30 protein-coding genes are annotated in these 22,388 nt (G+C 69.4%); 18 read left to right on the top strand and 12 right to left on the bottom strand.

Features of this window, described 5'->3' with window-relative positions:
• Positions 1-66: 66 nt before the first annotated feature.
• From ACFZCP_RS35090 to ACFZCP_RS35150, 13 genes are all read left to right on the top strand, one after another.
• Positions 67-522 (top strand): hypothetical protein, encoded by a 456-nt coding sequence (locus ACFZCP_RS35090; RefSeq protein ID WP_391435889.1) that lies wholly within the window; start codon positions 67-69, stop codon positions 520-522.
• Positions 519-818 carry a hypothetical protein gene (locus ACFZCP_RS35095; protein WP_391435893.1) on the top strand — a complete coding sequence of 100 codons (300 nt, stop codon included), beginning with the start codon at positions 519-521 and terminating at the stop codon, positions 816-818. The genes ACFZCP_RS35090 and ACFZCP_RS35095 overlap by 4 nt, the downstream gene beginning before the upstream one ends.
• On the top strand, positions 815-1,177 hold the full coding sequence (locus ACFZCP_RS35100) for a DUF6907 domain-containing protein (protein ID WP_391435897.1): 363 nt from the start codon (positions 815-817) through the stop codon (positions 1,175-1,177). Before ACFZCP_RS35095 ends, ACFZCP_RS35100 begins: the two co-directional genes overlap by 4 nt.
• A 193-nt stretch (positions 1,178-1,370) precedes the next feature.
• Entirely contained in the window at positions 1,371-1,625 is a 255-nt protein-coding gene (locus tag ACFZCP_RS35105; RefSeq protein WP_391435901.1) for a hypothetical protein, read from the top strand.
• The gene (locus ACFZCP_RS35110; protein WP_391435904.1) at positions 1,622-2,926 is read left to right on the top strand and encodes a hypothetical protein; all 1,305 of its coding nucleotides are present in this window, start codon (positions 1,622-1,624) and stop codon (positions 2,924-2,926) included. The genes ACFZCP_RS35105 and ACFZCP_RS35110 overlap by 4 nt, the downstream gene beginning before the upstream one ends.
• A complete protein-coding gene (locus ACFZCP_RS35115; RefSeq protein WP_391435908.1) occupies positions 2,923-3,096 on the top strand; it encodes a hypothetical protein in 174 nt (57 codons plus the stop codon). The genes ACFZCP_RS35110 and ACFZCP_RS35115 overlap by 4 nt, the downstream gene beginning before the upstream one ends.
• A complete protein-coding gene (locus tag ACFZCP_RS35120; RefSeq protein ID WP_391435911.1) occupies positions 3,093-3,407 on the top strand; it encodes a hypothetical protein in 315 nt (104 codons plus the stop codon). The genes ACFZCP_RS35115 and ACFZCP_RS35120 overlap by 4 nt, the downstream gene beginning before the upstream one ends.
• A 1-nt stretch (position 3,408) precedes the next feature.
• The gene (locus ACFZCP_RS35125; RefSeq protein ID WP_391435915.1) at positions 3,409-3,603 is read left to right on the top strand and encodes a hypothetical protein; all 195 of its coding nucleotides are present in this window, start codon (positions 3,409-3,411) and stop codon (positions 3,601-3,603) included.
• Positions 3,604-3,682: 79 nt separating this feature from the next.
• On the top strand, positions 3,683-3,886 hold the full coding sequence (locus tag ACFZCP_RS35130) for a hypothetical protein (protein ID WP_391435918.1): 204 nt from the start codon (positions 3,683-3,685) through the stop codon (positions 3,884-3,886).
• Between the two features lie 3 nt (positions 3,887-3,889).
• Entirely contained in the window at positions 3,890-4,048 is a 159-nt protein-coding gene (locus ACFZCP_RS35135; RefSeq protein WP_391435920.1) for a hypothetical protein, read from the top strand.
• 1 nt (position 4,049) lies between these two features.
• Positions 4,050-4,238, top strand: coding sequence for a DUF6257 family protein (locus ACFZCP_RS35140; protein ID WP_391435923.1), 189 nt, complete (start codon positions 4,050-4,052; stop codon positions 4,236-4,238).
• A gap of 85 nt (positions 4,239-4,323) precedes the next feature.
• Positions 4,324-6,474, top strand: a complete 2,151-nt coding sequence (locus ACFZCP_RS35145; protein ID WP_391435926.1) for a zonular occludens toxin domain-containing protein — start codon at positions 4,324-4,326, stop codon at positions 6,472-6,474.
• 479 nt (positions 6,475-6,953) lie between these two features.
• Positions 6,954-7,625: a hypothetical protein gene (locus ACFZCP_RS35150; protein ID WP_391435929.1), complete on the top strand. Its 672-nt coding sequence runs from the start codon at positions 6,954-6,956 to the stop codon at positions 7,623-7,625.
• Between the two features lie 187 nt (positions 7,626-7,812).
• On the opposite strand, the gene ACFZCP_RS35155 is transcribed toward ACFZCP_RS35150, so the two are convergent.
• Together ACFZCP_RS35155 and ACFZCP_RS35160 are read right to left on the bottom strand one after the other, a co-directional pair.
• A complete protein-coding gene (locus ACFZCP_RS35155) occupies positions 7,813-8,256 on the bottom strand; it encodes a hypothetical protein (protein WP_391435931.1) in 444 nt (147 codons plus the stop codon).
• A 524-nt stretch (positions 8,257-8,780) separates the two neighbouring features.
• Positions 8,781-8,927, bottom strand: a complete 147-nt coding sequence (locus tag ACFZCP_RS35160; RefSeq protein WP_391435933.1) for a hypothetical protein — start codon at positions 8,925-8,927, stop codon at positions 8,781-8,783.
• A 176-nt stretch (positions 8,928-9,103) separates the two neighbouring features.
• Here ACFZCP_RS35160 and ACFZCP_RS35165 point away from each other — a divergent pair, with 176 nt between their 5' ends.
• Together ACFZCP_RS35165 and cutA are read left to right on the top strand one after the other, a co-directional pair.
• Positions 9,104-9,679 (top strand): DUF4352 domain-containing protein, encoded by a 576-nt coding sequence (locus tag ACFZCP_RS35165; protein ID WP_391435935.1) that lies wholly within the window; start codon positions 9,104-9,106, stop codon positions 9,677-9,679.
• 126 nt (positions 9,680-9,805) lie between these two features.
• Positions 9,806-10,123: a divalent cation tolerance protein CutA gene (gene cutA, locus ACFZCP_RS35170; protein WP_391435938.1), complete on the top strand. Its 318-nt coding sequence runs from the start codon at positions 9,806-9,808 to the stop codon at positions 10,121-10,123.
• On the opposite strand, the gene ACFZCP_RS35175 is transcribed toward cutA, so the two are convergent.
• Positions 10,120-11,469: a helix-turn-helix domain-containing protein gene (locus ACFZCP_RS35175; RefSeq protein ID WP_391435940.1), complete on the bottom strand. Its 1,350-nt coding sequence runs from the start codon at positions 11,467-11,469 to the stop codon at positions 10,120-10,122. The two genes, cutA and ACFZCP_RS35175, sit on opposite strands and share 4 nt — an antisense overlap.
• Positions 11,470-11,637: 168 nt before the next feature.
• Here ACFZCP_RS35175 and ACFZCP_RS35180 point away from each other — a divergent pair, with 168 nt between their 5' ends.
• The 3 genes from ACFZCP_RS35180 (at position 11,638) to ACFZCP_RS35190 (ending at position 13,533) form a co-directional block, all read left to right on the top strand.
• Positions 11,638-11,958 carry a DUF6415 family natural product biosynthesis protein gene (locus ACFZCP_RS35180; RefSeq protein WP_391435943.1) on the top strand — a complete coding sequence of 107 codons (321 nt, stop codon included), beginning with the start codon at positions 11,638-11,640 and terminating at the stop codon, positions 11,956-11,958.
• Between the two features lie 103 nt (positions 11,959-12,061).
• On the top strand, positions 12,062-13,171 hold the full coding sequence (locus tag ACFZCP_RS35185) for a hypothetical protein (protein WP_391435945.1): 1,110 nt from the start codon (positions 12,062-12,064) through the stop codon (positions 13,169-13,171).
• A complete protein-coding gene (locus tag ACFZCP_RS35190) occupies positions 13,168-13,533 on the top strand; it encodes an ASCH domain-containing protein (RefSeq protein ID WP_391435948.1) in 366 nt (121 codons plus the stop codon). The genes ACFZCP_RS35185 and ACFZCP_RS35190 overlap by 4 nt, the downstream gene beginning before the upstream one ends.
• Before the next feature lie 97 nt (positions 13,534-13,630).
• On the opposite strand, the gene ACFZCP_RS35195 is transcribed toward ACFZCP_RS35190, so the two are convergent.
• The 9 genes from ACFZCP_RS35195 to ACFZCP_RS35235 all read right to left on the bottom strand — a co-directional run bounded on the left by ACFZCP_RS35195 (position 13,631) and on the right by ACFZCP_RS35235 (position 22,218).
• On the bottom strand, positions 13,631-17,782 hold the full coding sequence (locus tag ACFZCP_RS35195) for a phage tail tape measure protein (RefSeq protein ID WP_391435950.1): 4,152 nt from the start codon (positions 17,780-17,782) through the stop codon (positions 13,631-13,633).
• A 3-nt stretch (positions 17,783-17,785) separates the two neighbouring features.
• Complete coding sequence (locus ACFZCP_RS35200) at positions 17,786-18,286, bottom strand: hypothetical protein (protein ID WP_391435952.1); 501 nt, start codon at positions 18,284-18,286, stop codon at positions 17,786-17,788.
• Positions 18,283-18,558 (bottom strand): hypothetical protein, encoded by a 276-nt coding sequence (locus ACFZCP_RS35205; RefSeq protein WP_391435955.1) that lies wholly within the window; start codon positions 18,556-18,558, stop codon positions 18,283-18,285. The genes ACFZCP_RS35200 and ACFZCP_RS35205 overlap by 4 nt, the downstream gene beginning before the upstream one ends.
• A 192-nt stretch (positions 18,559-18,750) precedes the next feature.
• On the bottom strand, positions 18,751-19,788 hold the full coding sequence (locus ACFZCP_RS35210; RefSeq protein ID WP_391435958.1) for a tyrosine-type recombinase/integrase: 1,038 nt from the start codon (positions 19,786-19,788) through the stop codon (positions 18,751-18,753).
• A gap of 194 nt (positions 19,789-19,982) precedes the next feature.
• Positions 19,983-20,690 carry a hypothetical protein gene (locus tag ACFZCP_RS35215; protein ID WP_391435960.1) on the bottom strand — a complete coding sequence of 236 codons (708 nt, stop codon included), beginning with the start codon at positions 20,688-20,690 and terminating at the stop codon, positions 19,983-19,985.
• Between the two features lie 90 nt (positions 20,691-20,780).
• Positions 20,781-21,014, bottom strand: a complete 234-nt coding sequence (locus tag ACFZCP_RS35220) for a WhiB family transcriptional regulator (RefSeq protein WP_391436317.1) — start codon at positions 21,012-21,014, stop codon at positions 20,781-20,783.
• A 235-nt stretch (positions 21,015-21,249) separates the two neighbouring features.
• Positions 21,250-21,447, bottom strand: a complete 198-nt coding sequence (locus tag ACFZCP_RS35225) for a hypothetical protein (protein ID WP_391435962.1) — start codon at positions 21,445-21,447, stop codon at positions 21,250-21,252.
• Positions 21,448-21,547: 100 nt separating this feature from the next.
• Positions 21,548-21,982 (bottom strand): hypothetical protein, encoded by a 435-nt coding sequence (locus ACFZCP_RS35230; protein WP_391435964.1) that lies wholly within the window; start codon positions 21,980-21,982, stop codon positions 21,548-21,550.
• Positions 21,979-22,218 (bottom strand): hypothetical protein, encoded by a 240-nt coding sequence (locus ACFZCP_RS35235; RefSeq protein ID WP_391435967.1) that lies wholly within the window; start codon positions 22,216-22,218, stop codon positions 21,979-21,981. The genes ACFZCP_RS35230 and ACFZCP_RS35235 overlap by 4 nt, the downstream gene beginning before the upstream one ends.
• Positions 22,219-22,388: the final 170 nt, after the last annotated feature.

The raw sequence follows: 22,388 nt of genomic DNA on the forward strand, positions 1-22,388 counted from the left end.
GCCCCCGTCGGTGCTCCAACACCGAACGAGGGCCTACGGAACCACCTGCAGCAACAGGGAGAACCGATGCTCAACCTTCTCATGTCCCCCCGCGCCGGCCGTACCGTGCGCGGCCTGATCGGCTCGCTCGTAGAGTCCGCCGCCGACGCCATCCGCTCCATCGCCCCCGCCGAGGTCGAGCCGACCACCGCCCCGGACCCGGCCGACGTCTACACCGACGACGAGATGCCCGAGCCCGAGGCGATCGAGGCCGCCGCCCGCGAGTTCGAGCGCGCCTCCGAGCAGGCCCGCCGCGCTGACCGGGGCAAGCGCGCCGCGAAGAAGATCCTGGACCGGCTCCCCGCCGGCCGCTACGGCACCTGGCTCGTCGAGCGCGTCACGTCCTCCCGGGAGACCGCCGACCTGGACGCCATCCGCGCCACGTACAAGCGCCTCGGTCTCGGCCCGGTGCCGATGAAGCGGTGCACGCCGTCCTTGAAGGTCCGCCGCGCCGAGGCCGAGCTGGTCGAGGTCGCCGCGTGACCGGCCCTAAGGCCACGCAGGCGCCCGCTCCCGCGGCGGGCGCCCTGCCCTCGGCCGCCACCAGCCAGCCGAACGACGCCCGCGAACTGCGCGATCTCCTTGCTGCGATCCGCGAAGCCCTCAGCCTGCCGTACGACGCTGACGGCTACGAACTCCGGCTGCTGGAGCGGGCAGCGTGGGCACGGACCATCGCCGACGCCGTCCTCGACCAGCCCGGCGAGGACATCGGCTGGAACGCCGACTACCTCCGCGGCAAGCTCACCGCCCTTGACGCCGAGCGGGGTGAGGACCAGTGAGCACCGAGCCCCGCACCGTCACCCTGCCCACCGCCGACCACGGCAACGTCACCCTGACCGAACCGTCCTGGTGCACCGGGCACGTCTCCCTCCCCGGAGACCTGCGCGCCGACATCCTTCACCAAGGCCCCGACACGGTCCTCGCCTTCCACGGCTACCGCATCGGTGAGGCCGGCCTCGTACAGTCCCCGTTCGCGGAGAGCCTCAGCCGCCAGCCGGGCGTGTCCGTGAGCCTGCTCGGCCAGACCCTCGACCCCCGCGGCCTGTACGAGTTGGCCGCGGACCTCGACGCGTTCGCCGACCAGCTGCGCGACCTCGCCGACCAGCTCACCGCGCTCCTCGCCGGAGGTACGCAGTGACCGCCCGCTGGCCCGTGCGCCGGCCGACTGAGCAGGCCGCCTTACGCGCCCTCGCCCGCTCCGCCCGGCCCGTTCCCCCCGTTCCTGCCCTCATGGCCGCGCTGCTGGAAGCGAGCGACCGCCGGGACCGCGAGGGCGTATGCCTCGCCGCGCACCGCGTCGTACGCGCCTCAGAGCCTCGGGTGGGTGAGCGGTGAGCCTCCGAGACCGCATCCGAGAGGCCGCCTACAACGCGGCCACCACCCCCGACGGTGATCCGGCCGGGGCCCGGCGCGCCACCCAGACCGCCTCCGTCCTCGCGCAGGCGGCCGCCAACCACGGCCACACCACGACGGCCGCCGCCGTCGCCACGCTCGGCGCCGCCGCGGTGGCCGCCGAGGGCGCTCTCAGCAACTACGTCCACCCGCCCGGCGACTACGCCACGTTCCGAAAGGACGCACAGCGGTGAACACCCTGACCCAGTGGGCACAGACCCACACCCTCCCCGCCGGCCTCGCCGCGGCCCTGCTGCTGGCCACCGCAGCCCTGCTCGCCCGAGCAGGCCGCAAGGCTGCCGGCCGCACCCCTGCGGCCGTCCTGGTGGCCTCCCTCGCCGCCATGGCCTGCACCGCCTACAGCGCGGACACGTCCTGGCGGTTCGCCACCGACTACCTCGGCATGACATCGACCGGCGAACGCGCCGCAATGTTCGGCGCCGCCGAGCTGGCCCTGTTCTCCTGCGCCCTGATGGCTCGCCAGAACCTCCGCACCCAGGGAGCGCCAGGCACCCCGGGCATGCTGGTCTGGTTCATCACCGGCGTACAGGTCATCCCCGCCTACTCCGAGTCCGGGATCGTCGGCGGCACCGTCCGTGCCGTGGTCGGCCCGGTCCTCGCAGCCCTGCTCTGGCACCTCGCGATGGGCATCGAGCTGCGGCACGCCAAGCCCGGCAGCAGCTCGGGCAGCCTGCCCGCTCTCCTCGCCCGCGAGGGCCGCGAGCGGCTGCTGTCCCGCCTCGGCCTGGCCACCCGGGACCGCACCGCCGAGCAGATCACCCGCGACAGGTGGACCGTCAAGGCCGTGGGCCTGGCCGCCAAGCTCGCCGACATGGAGCCCGCCGCCCGCGGCCGCGCCCGCGTCTCCCGGAGACTGTCCGTTGCGGTCGGCAAGGCGCAGGCCGGTGCGAGCGAGGAGCAGCGGACCAAGCTCCTCGACCTGCTCGCCGCCCGGCGGCACGCTGCGTCTCTGGCGACCATCGATCTGGCCTCGCCCTGGCAGGCGCCAGAGGTGGAGGCGGAACCGGATCCCGAGCCTGTGCCAGCCGTCCGGCCGCGGCCCGTCGTGGTCCCGGCTGGTGTCCGTCTGCTGCCGATCGTGGCTCGGCCCGAGCCTGCCCGGCAGTACCGGATCGACCACTTCGCAGAGCGCTACGTGCCCGTCGAGGAACCCGCCGAAGTGGTCGCCCCGGAGATCACCGACGTGGACCCGTGGGCCCACGAGTTCCCCTATCAGACGACCATCGGACAGCCCCCGAGCAAGACCACTTCGGTGCCCGCCGAGAAGGGTCGGGAAGTGGTCACCGAGACGATCACGATCACCCCGGCTGAGCTGCGGCGTCAGGCCCGATCGCTGAACCGGCGACTGGTAGCCGAGACCGGGCGGCCCGTGACCATCGACCGCCTGCGCGACGAGTACACCCTGTCCCGCCGGGACGCTGCCGAACTGCGCCGCGAAGTGGTGGCTGCGGTGGTCACGGAGGAGCAGCCGTGAAGCAGCTTCTCCTCTGCGCCCTGCTCGGGCTGCTGCTCCTGATCCCGTCCGTCTTCACCGTCGTCGGCGCCGTCGTCGCATGGCTCCTCGCCAAGCCCGTGGTGGTCGCGTTCGTCGTCGGCGCCCTGGCCCGCCCGCACCTGCCCAAGGTCCGGAGGTGGGCACCGTGAGCGACCTGGAGAAGGCCGTCCGCGATGCGGTCGAGGCCTCCGACAACACCGAGATGGTCAAGCAGATCGCCGCCCTGCTGGCCGTCCAGCAGCTCCTCAACCAGCAGCAGCCCGCGCAGGCTCCCGCCTGCCAGCACCAGCACAAGCCCGGCAAGAGCGCGGGCGAGTGGCTGGCCATCAGCTGCGCCGTGTGCGTCGGCGGTGTCGGGATCGCGTTCGCCTCGATCGCCATCGCCATCGGCGGGATCTCGGTCGCGATCCTCGCCCTCGTACTGCGCCAGGTCTGGCGCGACTACCTCAAGGGGAAGTGACGTGAGCTTCAACGCTGGTGACCGCGTCCGGATCGTGGCCTGCCAGGACGACCCCCGTGCGATCGGTAAGACCGGCCGGATCGTCGACGAAGTCCCGCCCGGCCCCCTGACGAACGGCCGGTGGACGGTCAACGGCGTCGGACTGCTGATCGGCTCTGTCCTGTGCCACGGCCATGAACTCCGAAGGGCCGACTGACCTGCTCTTCCGTCCCCCGCGGCCTGTCCGCGGGGGTGCGGTGGGGCCGGACAGTCCGCCCCTGAGATAGGAGGAACCCGTGAAGCGCAGCGAGTACATCGGCCGGGCCGACTCGGCCGCCCGCCGGGCCGCGAACCTGGCCGGCCACGCCGAGACCTGGGCCCACAACGAGCACATCAAGGCCGAGCGGTTCGCCGCCGCGGCCAACGCGTGGTCCGAGGTGGCCCGCACGTTCGTGGCCATCGCCCGCACCATGCCCGCCGACGAGACCCCGGAGGCCTGACCCATGTTCGGTAACACCCACCGCACCTCTGTCTGGCCCACCCAGGGCGGACGCAAGTACCAGTACCGGTGCAGCTGCGGCGCCAGCGGCTACGCGCTCGACAGCAGCAGCCAGGCCGCCCGCGCGGGCAAGGCGCACGAGGCCAAGAAGAAGGGCCGATGACATGGACGCTGACCTGAAGTTCTCCGACTTCACCACCGGCGAGAAGCTGCGCCTCGCCGGCCTGACGGCCCGCATGGCCAAGCGTGGAATCGCCGACGACGGCACCGGCAACGTCGACATCAGCGACCTGCAGGCCCGCGTCAAGCGGATCGAGAACGAGGCCCTCCGCCGCAAGACCGGCAAGAAGTAGGACCGCCACGGGGCGGCCGTCACCCGGCCAGGTACCCGGCCGCCCCGTGCCCTCCATCCCTCCGCAGAGAGAAGGAACCATCAGCATGACCGAGACCGCCCCGGAGCGGGTAAACGGGCACGTCAACCCGCAGGTGTCTCTACTCAAGGTCGCGCCCGAGCCGGAGCCTCAGCAGCCCGCTGAGACCGTCGAGACCACCAGCACCGACGTCGCCCCCCGGCCGCGCCGCCGGGTCCGTATCGACTCGCTGCGCCGCGTCGTCGTCGAGACCCGCACCAGCCCCGCCTACCGGTTCACCGTCCGCCACGGCTCCTACCTGTGGGGCGGCACCCGCATCCTCGGCCGACGGGCGTGGGACAGCCGCACCACGGCCCGCTACGAACGCATGATGCGGATCGCCGAGGCCGGCGGGAACGAGGAACTGGTCCGCGAGTGGGAGCAGCGCATCAGCTCGTTCAAGGCTGCCCGGCAGAAACGACGCATGGAGCTGCTGCAGCTGGCCCTCAACGCCCCGAAAGCCGTGTTCACGGCGGCCGTTGCCGGGACCGGGCTGCTGCTGATCCTCGGCATCCTGCTCGCGTGGGCGAACCAGGACCTACACGACGTCCTCGCACCGCTGCAGGCGGTCGTCGAGTTCATCGCCATGGTCGCCTACATCGCCTCCGTGATCTGGGATCCGCTGCTGTACGCGCTGCCCTGGCTCGCCCTGGCCGGCGTGTGGGCGGTCGGCCGCAACCAGCGCTCCGCCCCGCCGTGGGCGCTCCCCGCCAACGGCGAGGAGCAGGGTGCCGTGCCTGACGAGGGCGCCATCCTGCGGGCCCTGGAGAACCTGGGCATCCCGAAGCTGAACAAGGCCATCAAGGAAGGCTGGCAGCCCCGCTGGGTGCAGCCGACGACCCGCTCCGGGAACGGCTGGCACACCCAGCTGCAGCTGCCCATGGGCGTCACCGTCGAGATGGTCAACGGCAAGAAGAAGGTGCTGGCCCACAACCTTCTGCGCAAGCCGGTCGAGGTGTGGCCGACCGAGCCCCCGAAGCAGCCCGGAGTGCTTGACCTGTGGGTGGCCGACCAGGGCTCTCTGTCCGGCACCGTGCCGCCGTGGCCGCTGCTCAAGGAGGGCACCACTGACTACTTCAAGGGCGTGCCCGTCGCCGTCTCGCAGCGCGGCGAGCCCATCATCGGCAAGCTGATGGCCTCCAACTGGATCGTCGGCGGCATCATGGGCTCCGGGAAGACGTCCATCGTCGTCTCGCTGCTGCTCGGCGCCATCCTCGACCCGCTCGTCGAGGCCGAGGTGTACGTCATGGCCACGAACGTGGACTACGACCCGCTGCGCCCGCGGCTGCGCACGCTGGTCAAGGGCGACGACAAGGAGCAACTGAAGGCCGCCCTCGACCGGCTGCGCACCCTGACGCAGGAGGTCACCGAGCGCGGCAAGCTGCTGGAAGAGCTCGGCGGCGACTCGCCGAAGCTGACGCGCGACATGGCCATGAAGGACCCGCGGATGCGGCCCAAGGTCGTCGTCTTCGACGAGTGCCACGAACTGTTCATGGACAAGGACTACGGCAAGGAGGCCGCTGAGCTGGCCATTCGCGTGATGAAGAAGGCCCGGAAGGTGGGCATCACCCTGATCTGGGTGACAGTGTCGCCGACGGCGGACAGCATCCCGCGGGACGTCACCCGCAACACGTCGCACCGTGTGGCGTTCGCGGTCGGCGACCAGGTCGCCAACGACGGCCTGCTCGGCTCCGGCAAGTACAAGGCCGGCATCCGCGCAACCGAGCTGGTGCCCGGCCAGGACATCGGCACCGCCGTCACCTACGGCTTCACCAGCAGCCCGTTCGAGGTCATCCGCTCCTACTACGTCGAGCGGGACCCGGAAAGGGGTGTCGACGAGGTGACGCCGGTCGTCGAGCGGGCGATGGGCCTGCACGAGGGCACCGGCCCAGTCGAGACGCCGACGTTCGAGCCGGCCGACGCGCTCACCGACACGGCCGCCGTCCTCGGCGACGAGCCGCGCGTCCTGGTCCAGGAGGTGCTGCACCGGCTCGCCGAGCGCAACCCGGATGCCTACCGCACCTGGGGACCGGCCGATCTGAAGAAGGCTCTGGAGCCCTACGGCGCCCAGCAGTACAAGTCCGACGGCCGCATGGTCGTCGCTCGGGAGCGCGTCCAGGACGCCATCCTGGAGCGCCTCGCCGAGGACACCGACGATCAGAGAGACGACGAGATCTGAGGGAGTTCTCCCTCACCACCTCCCTGGCCCGCCTCCCTGAACATGACCTGCGGAAATGGCCACTCAGGGAGGCCAGGGACCGGAGGGAGACACTCCCTCGGGAGGCTCGGAAACGGGGTCCATGCTCCCCCGCGCAGCCTCCCTCCCTGCGCCCATCGAGCCCGCTGTCAGACCCCTCCCCAGCGCGCTGCGCCATGTCCCGCTGTGAGTTTTTTGGAACTCAGCGCCTGGGCGGTAACCATCGCTCGTTGACCCTTCAGCAGGTGCCGTCGGTTGATGTTGACCGACAACGCATAGCCCCCTGGGGCATCGCCCTTGTAAGACTCGAACTCCAGCTCAACTCCGGCCAGTTCGCACACAGCGCCTCGTCTGGTGGGGCCTCACTCCTTGTCGACGGTCACAGTCCGGTGACAGCGCCTTCACCAGCCCACCACACCTGCGCATCATGCATGCCTGCACCAAACACCAGGGGGGACCTGATGACCAGCCACACACCGCCGCCCGACGACGACCTGCTCAGATTCCACAACGGCGACACCCTCCACAACATCCCCGTCATCCGGGACGACAAGCCACAACCGCGGTTCCCGTGGCAGACGGTGGGCACAGTGGCGGGGATCGCCGCACTGGTCGGCGCAACAGTCGGCGTGTCCTTCGGCCTCGGCGACCGCCACCACCCCGCGCAGACGGCGGCGGCCGCAGTCACCGCCACCCCAGCCCCGACGCCCGCCACCACCACCCCGCCGCCGGCACCCTCCCCGCCGGTCGTGACCGCCACCGCCACCGCCACCGTGCAGGCACCCACCCAGACACAGACGGTGTACGCCGCACCAGCCGAAGGCACCGACAGCGACAGCACGACCGCCGAGTCCGTGGTCGAGCAGTACTACGCCGCCGTCAACGCGGCGGAGTACCAGTCCGCCTGGGAGTTGGGCGGCAAGAACATGAGCCCGTCCTACGACGCCTTCGTGTCCGGGTACGCCGACACCACGTACACGCAGGTCCAGGTCACCTCGACGGACGGTGACACGGTGTACGTACGCATCGACGCCCTGCGTAACGACGGCAGCGCCGCCGCCTTCACGGGCAGCTACACCGTCGACCCCGGCCTGTACGAGATCAGCCACGGCAGCCTGACCCAGGTCAGCTGATGCGGCGACGGAACCGCACACCACTGGGGGACTCATGCGCCGCCGCACCGCAACCGCCGTCCGGCTCACCGCCCTCCTGGGAGTGACCTGCACAAACAGGCTTCCAGGGAGGCCAGGGAGGCGCCGCCGAGGGGGAGCCCGGGGGCCCGGAAACGGGCTCTCGGCCGCCCCTTCTTGCGTCCCTCCCTCAGCAGGCGGGCCCGACGGAGACCTGTACGTTCTTCAGCCGCTTGGCGACCGTGGCGTCCGCGTTGTAGCCGGGATTCTCGTCCGCCCACGCTGCTTCCGTGCAGTACCCGTCGCCGGTCGGTGAGTCCTTCCGCAGCTCGTCGAACGTGGTCTGGCAGGACACCACGTTGTAGTTCCCGATGACCTGGGCGCTGTCGTCGCCGCCGGGCGTCCTGTACCAGACGATGACGTCCCGCTCGGGCCCGCAGCCCTTCGATCGCGACGGCTTCGGCTTCGGCTTGGTCGTGTGGGATGCGCTGTGGCTGGGTGCTGCGGCGGGACGGCTGCTCTGCGTGGCCCGGGGAGTCGGCGTATGCGTCGGCTTCGATGCGGTGGTCGACGTCCCGGAGCTGCAGGCGGCGGTCAGCAGGATGGCGGCGATAGGCAAGACGGTACGGCGCACGGGCCCCCCTTGTTCTCAGCTGTGCGAACTGCGGCAACAGTGGCAGCTGATCACGGAGAGCGTGGGAGTGTTGCCGGACTGTGACCCCTTTTAGTGTTGGCGCTGATGAGCAGGCCCTCGCGTTCGGCGAGCACCTGGGGACTTCGATGTCTGCTGCCGTTCGGGTGGCTGGCGCAGAGCCCCCTGCCCGACTGTCTAGACACGCTCGCTAGGGTGGGAACGACGGAGGGGCGCCGCCAATGGCGACACCCCTCCTTGGGACTCACGAGGTCACTTCTTGCCGGAACGCCTCTTCGGAGTCTCTACCACCGTGATACGTGGGTGAGCTTTCGCGAAGCTCTTGGTCACGTACCGGCCGGTTACGGCGCTCCGGGCTTTGCCCCCGGAGTTGCCCCGGCCGCTGCTGGATCCCTTCCCCATGGAGTGTTCACCTCCCTTCACTCATGGCACAGTTGTGCCGTTTTGGAGTGTACGACCCGGCACCGACACTCCGAGGGAACACTCGAACCAGCAGGTGGAGGTGCCTACTTCTGCTTGGGGCACTCCGTGGGCCGGCCCGGCGCGGTGGTGTGCCGAGGCAGAGCGCCCTCGCCGCGCGCGGTCGCGGCGCCGAGGCTGATGGGTAGCCCGCACCTCTTGCAGAAGGTGACGCCCGGGGGTTCCTTGATCATGATCTGCTCTCCGTTCCAAGCGAATTGTCACCTCATAGGGCAGCACGGACCCGCTGGACAGGAGGGCACTCCAAGACTCCTCGGGGTGTCGCTGCGTCACAAGACAGCCACACCGCCTCCACGCCACCCTCACGGCGCGCATGATGCTCCTTCCGAACGCAGACCCCGGGGGGACCATGCACGTCCGCACAGTCACGCTTGCCGGCGCCCTGCTCACCGTCGTCACCACCACCGCATGCAGCAGCGGCACCGCCAAGCCGGCGCCCACCGTCACGGTCACAAAGACCGTGACTGCCGCACCGGGCTCCGAGGACACGAAGGCAAACGACGGCGTTCTGCCGATGGGCACCAAGAAGGCCATCAACGACGACGCGAACGACGTCCACATCACCGTCCAGGCCATCGAGTACCAGCAGCCCTACAAGGGCCCGCAGCCACAGAAGCCCGACGACTTCCAAGGCGGCGACACCTGGGCCACGATCAGCATCAAGGTGTGCAACATCAGCGGCCCCAACATCAGCGTCAGCCAGACGCCGTGGTCCCTCGCCTATAAGGACGGCACGAGCATCGAGTCCACCGGCCTGTCCGGTGGCGACATGCCGAAGCCGGAATTTCCCATGGACAAGCCCGTGAAGGCCGGGCGATGCGCATCTGGTTTGGTCGCCTACCCGGTGCCGAGCGGGAAGAAGCCCGAGCGCATCGTCTACGCACCCGACACTGATTCGACCGAGTGGGCGATCACGAAGTCCTGACGGAGACGCCGGGCGGACGTCCGCCTGCGATGGCCTGGACGGCGCGCCATCCCGTGAACTCGGCCCCGCTCTCCACCGGGAGGGCGGGGCCGAGTTCGTGCGTCTGGACCCGGGTAGCGTCGCACCATGGCTGACTACCTGACCGTCTCCACCGCGACCGAGACCCGCGACCAGGCCGTGGCCCTCGCGCAGTCCGCAGTCCAAGCCCGGCTCGCCGCAGGCGCACAGATCGTAGGACCCGTCACCAGTGTGTTCTGGCACGCCGGCGAGTTCGGCACCGGCGAGGAGTACCAGCTGCATCTCAAGACCAGCGCCGCGCGGTACCCGGAGCTGGAAGCGCACCTGATCGAGCATCACCCGTGGAAGAACCCCGAGGTCACTGGCACCCCCATCGTCCAGGGCGCCGCCCCGTACCTGGAGTGGATCGACCGCACGACCGCCTAAGCAGTCCGCTCGACCAGCTCGGCCACCGCCGGCACCCCCGCGTACTCGATGGCGAGGGCGGACACGACGTGTTCGATACGCCGGCGGGGCCGGGCGGACGCCACACCGTCGGACAGTTCGAGGGCGCGCGCCGTCACCCTCGCCGCCTCCTCGACTTCCCCGGCGTTCGCGTAGGCCTCCGCGAGCCAGGTCGAGTACAGGGCCTTGTCCCGGGCGTGCGCGTCATCGAATCCGGTGAGGCCCCGCACCAGCGCTGGCACCGCGCGCAGAGGGCGCCGTAGCTCCGTCCAGCAGCGGCCCGCCATGATGTCCAGCTCGGCCCGGTCCACCCACGCCGACCAGTCTGGTTGCGGCTCTGAGGCGTCACCGGCGTCGAGGGCGTCGCGGGCTGAGGTGAGCGCCCGGTCCGTGGCGTCCGCATCCTGCGCGACGGCATGCGCCCACGCGCAGCGCTCCCAAAGCAGGGCCCGCACCGTGGCTGGCGTCCGTGTGGTGATCGCCTCGCACGAGTGGGCCGCTATGGCGGCAGCCGCGCGAGGATCGGCACCAGCCGCCTGATACGAGAGGAACGCGAGCGCGTTGCGTGCGAGGTCCCCAGCACCGGCCTCCTCAGCAGCAGACCGGCTCTCTCGGTACAGAGCAGTCGCCTCGCGCTCCCGGCCGCCATCGAACGCCGCCCACCCCGCCTGCTGCGCCTGCTCGGACACCAAAGCGAGCAAGTCCCGGCCCACTGTGTCGCTGTACAGTCCGGTGCGCAGGGCACGCTTGGTCGCCTGGTACTCCGCGACGTACACCCGGTAGGTGTCGCCGCCGCCGAGGATGTCGTCCAAGCGCCGCAGCCGCACGGTGCGTTCACGCAACCGAGCAACGGTACTGGCGCCGAGGCGGCGTGAGGCTGTGGGTGAGAGCGCGTCCGGGAGGCTCGCGGCGAGGCCGACGGCGCCGGCCGCTTGGAGGACGTCGCGGCGGCGTACGAGGACACTGCCGGGGGCCTGCTCCCATGGGCGGGGCGCTAACCCGACCATGTGCCCGGGGATCCGGAACGCGTCCGCGATCGCTGCGATCTTGTCGTAGCTCTCGACGCGGCCGCGCCCCTTCGCGAGCGTGCCGACCCGCTCAGGTTTGATCCCGCACTCGGCTGCGATCTTCGAGTAGCTGATGCCTGCCTCCTGCCGAGCGATGCGGAAGACGGCGCCGAAATCGTGCGCGCTCAGCGCCTCGCGCATCTGGGGGAGCCCAAGGACGGCGGACGGCAGAGCGGTGGGCGGCTTGATCACCGTCATGTTGTCCCCCAACAGGTACAGGGCATGAGCCCCCGCGGGCCTACCCATGATGGGGATACCCATCAGTGGGATTGCAGCTGCCGCGCCGGGGCGCAGGGTGGTCGCGAACCCCGGCGGCCGGGCGAACGGCCCCGGGGCGTGGCCGACTGCGTAGGAGCCGACGTGACGCACCGTACCCCTCAGGCAGCCCCAGCAGCAGGGGTAGCCCAACTGCCCCCAGACATTGACGGGATGCGAGCCACAACGGCTCGCCTGCTTGGCCCGGACGACGGTCCCGACGTCCTGCCCCCGGCCGCAGATGAACTGGCCACCCTCGTCAGCACCGTGCGCGGCCACCTCCAGCTGTTGATTCCGGAGGTGGACATGGCCGCCCGCAAGCGATCGGCTGACGACGTCCCCCGGTATTGCGCCCTGGCCTGTATCGGCGAGGCCGAGGGCAAGCTGCGTGCCACGGCCCGGCCCGGTTACGGCGGTGCGGTTGCTTACGCCCGCCGCCTGGCCCGCGTCCTCGGCGCCCTGTGCGACCACTACGAAACGCTCGGCGACAGCTGAGCGCACCCCCGAGCCCCTGCCGCAGGCCAGCACGAGCGAGCGCCAGAGGCAGGAGCGCCCGGGCGAACAGCCAGATCCTCATCCACCGGTCAGGGAGCAGAGCATGACGGCATATCCCGCATCACCGAACACAGTGCTGGCCAACGCGCTCAGCGCCGTCACCGACATCCTCACCCCCCGCTTACGGACCGGCCGGCCCGCCGGCGTCGTGTTCTCCGTCGGGACCCAGATCAACGGCGTACCGCACCTGGGCACGTCGCTCGTACAGTCGCTGACCTTCGCCGCCGCAGCGCGCGTCCGCGACCGCTTCGGCATTCCCGTCGAGGTGGCGTTCGGTGCCCTCGACAACGCCCCGCACGAGGTCCTCACCGATCCCGCATCTGGGCACCGGTACCAGCGCGCCTACGCCCAGGCCCTCGGCGAGGACACCCTCGCGGCGCAGGTGGACACCCTCTACCGGCCGCTGTTCGCCGCGCTGTCCGACCGGCTGTCCATCCCCTACTCCATCGAGATGTACTCACGGCTCCAGCAGACCGAGCACTTCCGGCAGACCTGGCTGCGCGCCCACCGGCGGATCGACGCCGCCCGCTGGTGGCTGGACCCGGCGCACGGCGTGCCGCACGTCCGCGTCCCCTGCCCGGCACCCGGTTGCGGATGGGCCGAGAAGTACGCCGAGCGGACACGGATCCTGCTCGACACCGACCACGCCCAGATCTCCGCGGTCTGCCTGCACCACGGGCCCTACGAGATCGTCGTCGGCCCGGCGAGCGCCGGCTACCTCGACCTCGCCACGCTCTATCGGAACCTGGTCAAGGAATTGAGCGCCATCGCGGACCGAGACCGGCTGGCCGTCATGGTCAAAGGCGGCGACTGGGTGTTCGGCTCCCAGCTCGTCGACCAGGCCCTGACCGCCATCGGCCTCACCGGGGCGCAACTGCCCGCCCGGCTGTTCTGCCCGCAGGTCGTCACAGACAGCGGCGCCAAGCTGTCGAAGACCCTCATCCGGGAAGGCAAGGCGCCGTTGCCCGAGGGCGCCGCTCCGTGGATGCTCGATACCCGGATGTGGCCGGGCTCGTTGTCCGACTACGCCGACCAACTGCTCGACATGGCCGACGTTCTTCTCGCCGACCCGCGGCACTTCTACCGCTCCTACTCGGCTGGCGAGATCGGCCGCCTGATGTCTCAACCGACGAGGAGCCTCACCACCTCATGAGCGACACCGCGACCGGCCGCAGGCACGACCTGAACCTGTTCCGCAGGTACTTCGATCTCGTCGCCGACGGCAGCAAGACGATCGAAGTCCGGGTGAAGTACCCGCGCCTGGCCGGCATGGCCGCGGGCGACACAATCCGATTCCGGATCAAGGGCACCGACGAGTCGTGCGACGTCCGGGTCCTGCGGGTCACGGAGTACGCGAGCTTTGAGGCCCTGCTCGACGGCGAGGGCCCGGCGAACGTGAACCCGACGTCGAGCCGCGAGACGCAGCTCGCGAACATCCGCCAGATCTACCCGCCGGAGAAGGAAGCCCTCGGCGCCCTCGCCATCGAGATGCAGCGCATCCACGCCTCGGCGTAGCCCTCTACACCCCGTACTGCGGGACGAGAGGGCGGGCGGGCGCAACATGATGGCCCCCATGGTGTTCGCCACCGTGGGGGCCATCGTGCTGGAGCGGCTACCGGCCGCGCGGCGGCGCGAGCGTAGCCTCAACTGATCCACGAACCCGAACAGCCTTACGCAGCTGACCGACAAGGAACTCGGTGTACTGCCCGCTGTCGCCCGCGCGGATCTCCAGAACAACCACGTGCTCCTGCCGCGCCGGAGCCACGCTCGCAGCTGCCGCATGCGCTCGTTGCTGAGTGGTGAGCATCGAAGCCCACGGCGTCTGAGCCTGCGCCATCCGCCGGCTGTCCGCGTTGGACCACACCCGCGACCCGGCAGGCAGGTCGAGGAGTTCGGGGCCCTGCTCGCCCACCCAGGTCAGGTCGGAGCGCAGGCCACCCGCGGCAGCCATACCGACAACACCGCCCGTGGCCTTGCCCTTGAACGCCTTCTGGATCAGCTTTTCCATCGCCTTCGCGAGGTCAGCCATAGCCTTTTCGAGCCTGGCCTGCTGATGCGTGAGCTTCTTGACAGCAGCCGTCTGATCCTTGATCGCCTTCCCGTACACCGTGTCAGCCGTGGTCTTGCCAGCCGACCCGGCCGCGGACTCGATCTGCCCCTGCATGGCGTTGATGGACTTGACCTCGGAACCCGACGCCTGCAGCAGCGCACCCGCAGTCTCCAGACCGCCACCGTCGATGCCGGCCTCGGCGACCTGCTGGATCACGCTCTTGCTGAAGCCCTTCGCTTTCAGGGCCTTCAGGGCGTTGGCGAACGCGATCACCTTGTCCCGTGAGACGACCATGCCAGCTCGGACCGCCGACAGGGTCAGCGTGCCGCCCTCGGCCCCGCTCGCGGCTTTGGTGATGTTCGCCGAGCTGATCAGGTTGGACTTCACCGAGTCGGACAGCTGGGACGCGGAATCCTTCAGGCTGTTGAGCTTGTCCTTCGCCTTGTCCAGGGAAGCCGTGACCTTGGTGAGGGCCTTCTCGTGGCTGATCAGGGACTTGCCGACGCTGTTCAGGTGCCGCAGCAGGTTCGTCTCGGTCCGGCCGTGGAACGCTGCCTTGATCTTCCCCGCAGCCTCGTTCAGCGACGACACCAGCGCGTTGATATCCGTCGGCGCGCCCACGTTGTGCTCGAACGGGGTCCGCTTGTAGCCCGCCAGCCGGCCGAAGTAGCTGATGCCGAACTCGCTGGACAGCTGGCCGCGGGCCTCCTTCTCAGCCTTGGCCTGCTCGATCGCCCGCTGCCTGGCCTGCTTCGCCCGCTGTTGGGCCCGCCTCTGCGCCTTCGTCAGGTGACCGCCGCGCGCAAACCCGGACACATGCAGGCGGCCTTCGTTCAGGGCGTCGAAGAACTTCACGCCGTACTTCCGGACGGCGTCGGCCTTCATGACGTACTCGGTATTCGACACCCTGGCCATAGCGCCAGAGCCCATGAGGGCGAGGATGCTGTCGCTGGTGCCGGAGCCGGGCCCCTGCACGTAGCCGCCGTCCGGGAACATCTGGACGTCGCCACCAGCCGCGTACCCGCGGAGCAGACCACCACGCGCAGCACCCGGCATGCCAGGAAGCTGCGGGCCAGAGTGCACTCCGCCCTGCTGCACCGTCTTGTAGTAGTGGGTCGTGTAGACGCCGATGCCCACAGTCTTGCCGTGAAGCGCGTTGACGGCGCCTGCCACATTCCGGATCGCCGCCAGGGCAGCCCCGGTAGCCGCTGTGACCTTGACGCTGCCGTTCGGGAGACGCTTTACCTTGAACCCGAACGCCTCCAGCACCTGCTCGGCAGTCTTGCTCAGCGTCTTCAGGGTTACGCTCTTCGCGCCCGGCGTCTTCTTCACTGCAGCGTTGAAGGCGTTCAGGTCGGCAGCTGCTTGCTTGTCGTCAACCTTGAACTGGAACTTCTTCGCATCAGGCGCCTTTAGGATCGCGTCCGCGAGTTCCTCCGCCTGCTTCTTGGTGTCGCCCATTGCCATGGCGGCATCAATGAGGCTCTTGCGGCCCTTCTGATACGTCTTGTCGACCTGATCCCAGGAGACCTTTTCCTTCATCTTCTTGTCGACGAGGTCCTCGGTCTTCGCAGCAAGTTGGCTCAGGACATCGCGGTTCTTCCGGCCCGCCTCTGAGTTGACGTTCAGGGTCCGGCCGTTCTCCTTGACCGCCTTCTGGGCGTCGCTCATGGCTTGATAGAAGGCCGTCTCAGCGTCGAACGCGCCGCGGTGTACCGCGTTCAGAGCCATGATCGACTGTTCGAGGCCCTTCGCGGACTGCGCCTCAGCGTCGAGATTCTTCTGCGTGGAAACGGCCGCCTTACCGAACAGGCCCATGCTGTCCGCGGTCAGTTCTTGCTCCGCCTTCAGGCCCTTCAGCGAGGACGTGTAGGTCGGGAACAGCCTGTTGATGTCCTTCGTCGAGTACCCCGCACTCTTCAGCGCGGTACTCATGCGGGTGAAGTCCTTCGCTGCCGAGTCCGCGAAGCCGTTGGACGCCATTCCCGCGAGCGACTTGTCGAGGCTGTTGAAGTCGCCCTTGAGGGCGTCGAGCGAGTCCTTTCCGTCCGTGACGTTGTGAACAGCAGACTTGATCTTGTCGGCGATATCGTCCAGGCCAGGGATACGGAACCCGAACGGCGTCGAACTCATCTGCGCGGACTTGTGGTTCAGCTCACCGACCTTGGCGACCAGCCCGTCCATGTCGCCGAACGTCTTCTGCAACTCGCCAGAGAACTTCCCCGACGACGCCAGGTTCTTCAACGACGTCGTCAGCTTGTCCACATCCGGAGGCGCCGTCTTCCCCAGGTCGGCAATCTTGCTCACCGCGATGGCCAGCAGAGCAAGGCCGCCCACAACCACGGACGCCTTACCGATCGCACCCAGCCCTGCGAACGCCGCCTTCAACCCGGCCACGCCACCGCCGGCCGCGATGAACGCCTCCTTCATGTACATCGCACGCAAGGCAACGCCCTCGAACACGCCCTGAAGGGCGGCGACGGCCCGCCCACCCGCCGCCCACAGCATCGAGGCCGCGGCAGCAACCTTCATCGCGGCAGACACAGCGACTGTGGCGGCAAGGAGCCCGGCGAGCGCGGCCGTTGCAGCCACGGTCGCGCCCTTGTGCGCCAGTAGCAGACTGACGAAGGCCTGCAAGGGCGGGATCAGCTTGTTCCCCAGCGTGATCATCAAGGCGTCAAACGACGCCTGCAACGCCTTCGTCTGAAACGCGAACGTCTTCTGTGTAGCCGCCCAGGCCTCGCCAAACTTGTTCGCGCCCGCGATACCGGCCGGGTACTTCGACTCAAGCTTGTCGAACTCGCTGACCAGCATGCTGATGCCCTGGCCGGCCTTCTTGCCGAACAGGTCGGTGATGACCTGTCCCTGTTCCTTGCTCGACACCCCGGCGGCCTTCATCCGGCCGACAAGATCCTTCATGGCGGCGTTTAGGCCGCCCTTCTGCATGTCCTTCGCGAGGTCGTCCTGCGCCAGTCCGAGCTTGGACAACTCATCCTTGGCCGTGGCCACCGGATGAGCTAGGCCCTGAATCATCATCCGGAACTCGGTGCCGGCCTTCGCCCCACGGACGTTGTTGTCACCAAAGACCGCCAAGCCAGCCCCGACGTCCTGAATCGTCACGCCGTAGCCCTTTACGGCGGCCAGCATGCCGGTACCGAACGCGTCCGCGAGGTCCTGCATTTTCATGTCGCCTGTGCCGACGGTGGCGTTGAGGGTGCCCATCGCCTTGTCGAAATTCTCGACGCCGGGGATCCCGCTCGCGACGGCGGCGGTGAGGGCGTTGGTGACGTCCACGAGGTCCGCGTGGCCGATGGTGGCGCCCTTCGCCGCGGTCTCCACCAGCTTCAACGCCTTCGTGCCGGAGATGCCCGTCGATTCGAAGTTGGACTCAACGTGGTACAGCGACTCGGCGAGGCTGTCGGGGTCCTGGCCGACCTTGCCCGCCAGATCCAGGACGCCCTTCTTTAGTCCGGCGATCTTGTCTTGGGAAACCCCTGCCTGGGTGTGTAGCTGTGTCATGGAGGCGTCAAACTTGGCGGCCATCTTCACCGACTCGGCACCCATCGCCACCAGGCCAGCACCAGCGATGAGCGCGGTCTTGTGGAAAACCGCCATGCCCTTGCTGGCGCCCTCTACCTGCGCGTTAAGCCGCGCCATCGTCGGGCTGGCGAGATCCTTCGCGGTGACGAGGATTTCAACAACGTTCGCGGACACGGCTCACCTCCCCCCGCCAACCGCCGCCAGCCCCTGCCCCGACTGGCCCTCGTGCAGCAGGACGGTCGCACACACGGGGCACAGAGCCGACACAAGGACCCACGGCCCAAGCTCAACCGCGACCGGACGCAGCAACGCCGGCACCACAGCCGCCTCGCAGCGCCCGCACTTCGCGATCCTGCCGCCGTCCAGCAGCCCCCGCACGGCCTCGGAGGCCGCATGCTCCGTGTGGCAGTCCAGGCAGCGGCCGTACCGCTCGGAGCCGTTCAGGAAGCCAGCGCCCGGCCGGCGAGACAGATGCTCGCACCGCGGTACGTCATCGGCGAGCAGCCATTCGGCCCAGCTGTCGACCCATGGCGAGTCCCCCGGCGTGTAGTCGGAGACGACCAGCACCTTCACCCCGCCAGGAGTCGTACGGGCGAAGCTGTCGACCAGCCGTTGCCGGGCAGCCCCGCGGGCTCCTGCCGCCTTCCAGGGCTTCCCGCAGCCCTTTCGACGGCTCACCGCTCGCCGCCCTTCTCCGGGGCGGTGAGAGCGGCGACGGCGTTCACCGGGTCGGTGCCTATCAGTCGCAGCCGCAGATCGGTGACCGTGGCCCGGAAGCCGGGCGTCTGACGCCAGCGGCGGACCGTGGACGGGTCGACGTCCAGGGCACGGCCCGCGATTGTCGAGGTTCCACCAAGCGCGAGCAGGACCGCGGCCCGCTCCTTGCGCGACACCTTCGACGACAGAGGCAGAACGAGGGGCGCAGCACCGTGCGCGTTCACGTTTTCCATGGACAGATTTTACTGCTCAAGCTGCAATTTCTTGGAAGGATCTCCCCCTGATTGCCGTGAAGCAGGTGGAATCTGCCCACCGGAGCGTCGCATCGGCAAAGAACAGCACGTGATCGGCAACTGTCGGAACACGACAAAGACCCCCGACCGAAGCCGGGGGTCGTGTCGGTGAGCACCGCTACTCTGCCGCCCTCAGAGACCGGCGACCGGGTTGTCTGCCCACTGGTCGCCCTCCTCGAAGTAGCGGCTCAACGAGGTGGAGTTGTCCGTCCATCCGCCCTGCCGGGCCACGCGGACCATGGACGCCCCTGCGCGCACGGCCGCGGTGGCGAACCCTCGGCGCAGTGAGTGTCCCCGCCACCTCCCCTCCAACCCCGCCTCGGCGGCCAGCCGCTCGATGACGTCGGACGCCGCATCAGCGGTGAGGCGGCCGGCCGGGTCCCCGATCGGCTTGCCGCGCCGCATCATCGGCGGCGCCACACGGCCGTGCCGGTCGATCCGTACAAACAGCGGGCCCTCGATGCGCCCTGCCTCCCGCATCGCCGTGAGCAGCGCACGCAGGGCGCGGACGGGGCACGTAGCCGGGTTCTTGCCGTAGGGCACCGCGGCCTTGGTGTACTTCTTCATCTTCACCCGGTACACCTCGACCTCGATCCCCTCGTCGCACTCCACGACGTCCTTGATGTCGAGGGCCACCAGCTCCGAGGATCGGGTCGCCGCCGCGTAGCCGAGCAGCAGCATGGCCGCGTCCCGCTTACCGATGAGCGTGTCCCGGTCGAGGACGGCGAGCATCTTCCGCAGCGCGGCGGGCACGGCCGCGGACGACTGGCGGGGCTTGGCTGCCGGGTCCTTGGCCCTCGCCAGCCTGTGCTTGTACCCGGCCACGACCGTGCGGGCGCCCTTCGTCTCTGGGCGCGGCAAGCTCAGCTCGGCGTGCATCGTCGAGATGGCCGACAGGGCGCGCTCGATGGAGCTCGGCGAGGACGGCCGGCCAGTACGCGGCCGGGGCGTGATCGTCAGGTGGGTGACGTACTCGACGAGCAGCTCCTGGGTTGCCGGGAGCGGAGCCACGCCGCGGTCGGAGCACCAGGCGACGTACTCCTGCCGGTCCTCGCGGTAGGCGCGGCGCGTCGAGTCGGAGCGGCCGGCCGCGAGGGCGGCTTGCGCCTCCGGTGACAGCACCTCCGTCGACAGTGCCCCGCCGGGCTGGTAGCGCTCGATGCCGCTCATGAACTGCCCTCCTCACAAAGCCCGTTCTGATTCCAGAGAATAAAGACTATCTGGAGCCAGACGATGCGGCGGCAAGAACGCCTTGCAACAACCCCGCAGCCCCGCCCAGTCGAACCGCGTGCGACCGAAACCCACTCGTAAACCCGAACGCCCGGCCCTCCCCGCAGGAAGACCGGGCGCCCGCGCACAGGCCGTCAGTCCACACGCGCCACCCGCAACCGCGGCGGCTCCGGGAACACCTTCACCGGCGGGACCGCCACCTCCCCCTTCAGTCCGGGCTGCGTCATCTCCACACCCCGCCACAACCACTCCAGCCCGGGCACCAGGTGGTGATACGACGACAACCGGGCCTCCGCCACCCGCCGCAGCACCCACGCCCCCACCGAACCCGGATCCACCGGGTGGAACTCCCGACCGTGCACCTTCAGCCGGTCGATGTTGAGGGTGGACCGCTCCCCGCCGGACTCGCCGTCGCGGAAGTCCAGACCCGCCCCGGCCAGCACCTGCACGTGCCCTGCAAGAGCCTCGTTATACGTAACACCCGCGTCCACCAGCACCACCAACGCAGCCTGCGCCGCCACCGCCGCATCAACGAGCGCCTTCCGCCGCCCGTCCATGTCCCGGCCCGCCTGGCGAATCTCGGCGGCCGCCGCCTTCTCCAGCGCCGGCCGTGACGCCCGCCGCCGCTCCTCCTCCAACTGTCGCTCATACGCCTGCCGAATCTCCCTCGCGTTCGCCCTCTCCTGCGCCGCCGTGCGCGCAGCGTCCGCGTGCTCCATCGCAGCGACATCGCTGTACGGCGACGCCTCCAACTTCCGCGCCGCCACCGCCCGGGCCTCCTCCGCCCGCTCGGCCCGCGCCTCAGCCTGCCGCACCTGCACTTCGGTGATCTGCACCGCCATGACCGTTACTCCTTGATCGCCTCTACTGGTAACCGGGTGGGTACACGTCCGCCCGGAAAACTGCTGGTCACAACCAACGCACCCTGTCTGTTACGAGGCCGTCGGCAACCCTCCCGACGACCCCTGACGCCTCAACGCCTCCCGCTCCCGCCGCGTCGTCCCACCCCACACGCCCACCAGCTCCGGGCGCACGAGCGCAAACTGACGGCACGGGTCCAGCTGACTGCAACCCCCGCACAGGGCCCGTGCTCCCGCCGGCCGGACGCCGTCCGCGAAGTAGGCGTCAGGGTCAGCCCGGCACCGCAGGCGCTCCCGGGCCTCCATCACGAACTCGGGAATGCCCAGCTGCAGCGCAGGCCGTGGGCCCGCGAAGTTGTGCCTCACCCGCGACCCTCATTCAGCCGCCAGTTCATGGCGAACACCGCCAACCCAGCCACCACCAGCCCAGCCGACGTACACCAGGTGAACGCCGCCGACGCCAGCAGCCCAAGACCCGCCGCATCCATCAGGTCCGACCGGGCCGCACCAAGGGCCCTGAGCAGCTGCTGACCGCGCCCCATCACTCGCCCTCCTGCCCACGCCGCGAACGCTCCGCCGCCTCAGCAACCTGCCGACGCAACCCCTCTCCGACCGGCAGCGCAACCCCGACTCCGGCACCGGCCTGACGCTGCGACACCCGGACCACCGCCCACAGCAACACCACCGCGAGCACCGTCACACACACCACGGCCACCGCCGCGAACGCCCATCCATTCATCCCGCCATCCCCTTTCCGATCAAGCCCCGAAAAGCTGCGGCCGCACACACGCAACCCGCCACACCAACGCACCTCAGGCCATCACACCGCGGGCCCTTGCTCACCGGTCGGACTCGGAGGCCTTGGCGAGCTGCTGGGCGAGCGAGGCGGCCGCGTCGACCTTGCTGCCGCACTCACGGGCGAGGAGTTCGCCGGCCGACTCGGCGAGGTGGAGGGTGAGAGGCAGCAGGTCGTGGATGCCGCGCGGGCAGAGGCGGGTGAGCAGGTCGTAGACGTCGGTGGTGTTCGGTGTCTGCAGCTGGTAGAGGGTCAGCTCCATTGCAGCGCGGCGGGTCTGGTCGAGCTTGCTGGTCATGCGGTTCTCCTTCGGGGTGGTGGAACGGGAAGCCTGATTGCGGAGCTTCTGCGCGTGCCGCGCGGCCAGGCCGTGCTGCCGGGCCTCGGCGAGTTCCTGCCGACGCCGCTTGTCCTCGGCGTCCTTCCGGCGGGCTGCGGCGATCCGGGCCGCTATCTGCTGTTCGACGTGGCTGGTCATGCTGCACGCCCCTTGGGCCAGTTGCGGGAGTCTCGGAACCATGCGGCGAGCAGCGCTGACTGTTCCCAGCCGAGTTGGCCGTAGAGCTTCTCTGCTTCGTCGCGGTGCGGGCCCGGGTTGGGCTGGCCGTAGACATAGCCGCGCACGGCAGTGGCAACGAAAATGGCGCGGTCCCAGCCGTGTTGCTTGATGAGCGCTGCGGCGACCGCCCGGAAGAGATCAGGTTCTTCGGTCACGGGTACTCCCGAGTGGCGTGCGGGGCTTCCGTGGCGCGTCCCCGCGTCCCCCTAAAGAGGGGGGACTCGGGACGCACACTGACCAGTGCGGCCCGGGACTCACTGGGACTCACTGGGACGCGCTGAAGTGACGGCATGTTTCCGCAGGTCACAGCGCTTTCTAGTGCGTC

Source organism: Streptomyces sp. NPDC007971 (assembly GCF_042958635.1).
Classification (GTDB): Bacteria; Actinomycetota; Actinomycetes; order Streptomycetales; family Streptomycetaceae; genus Streptomyces.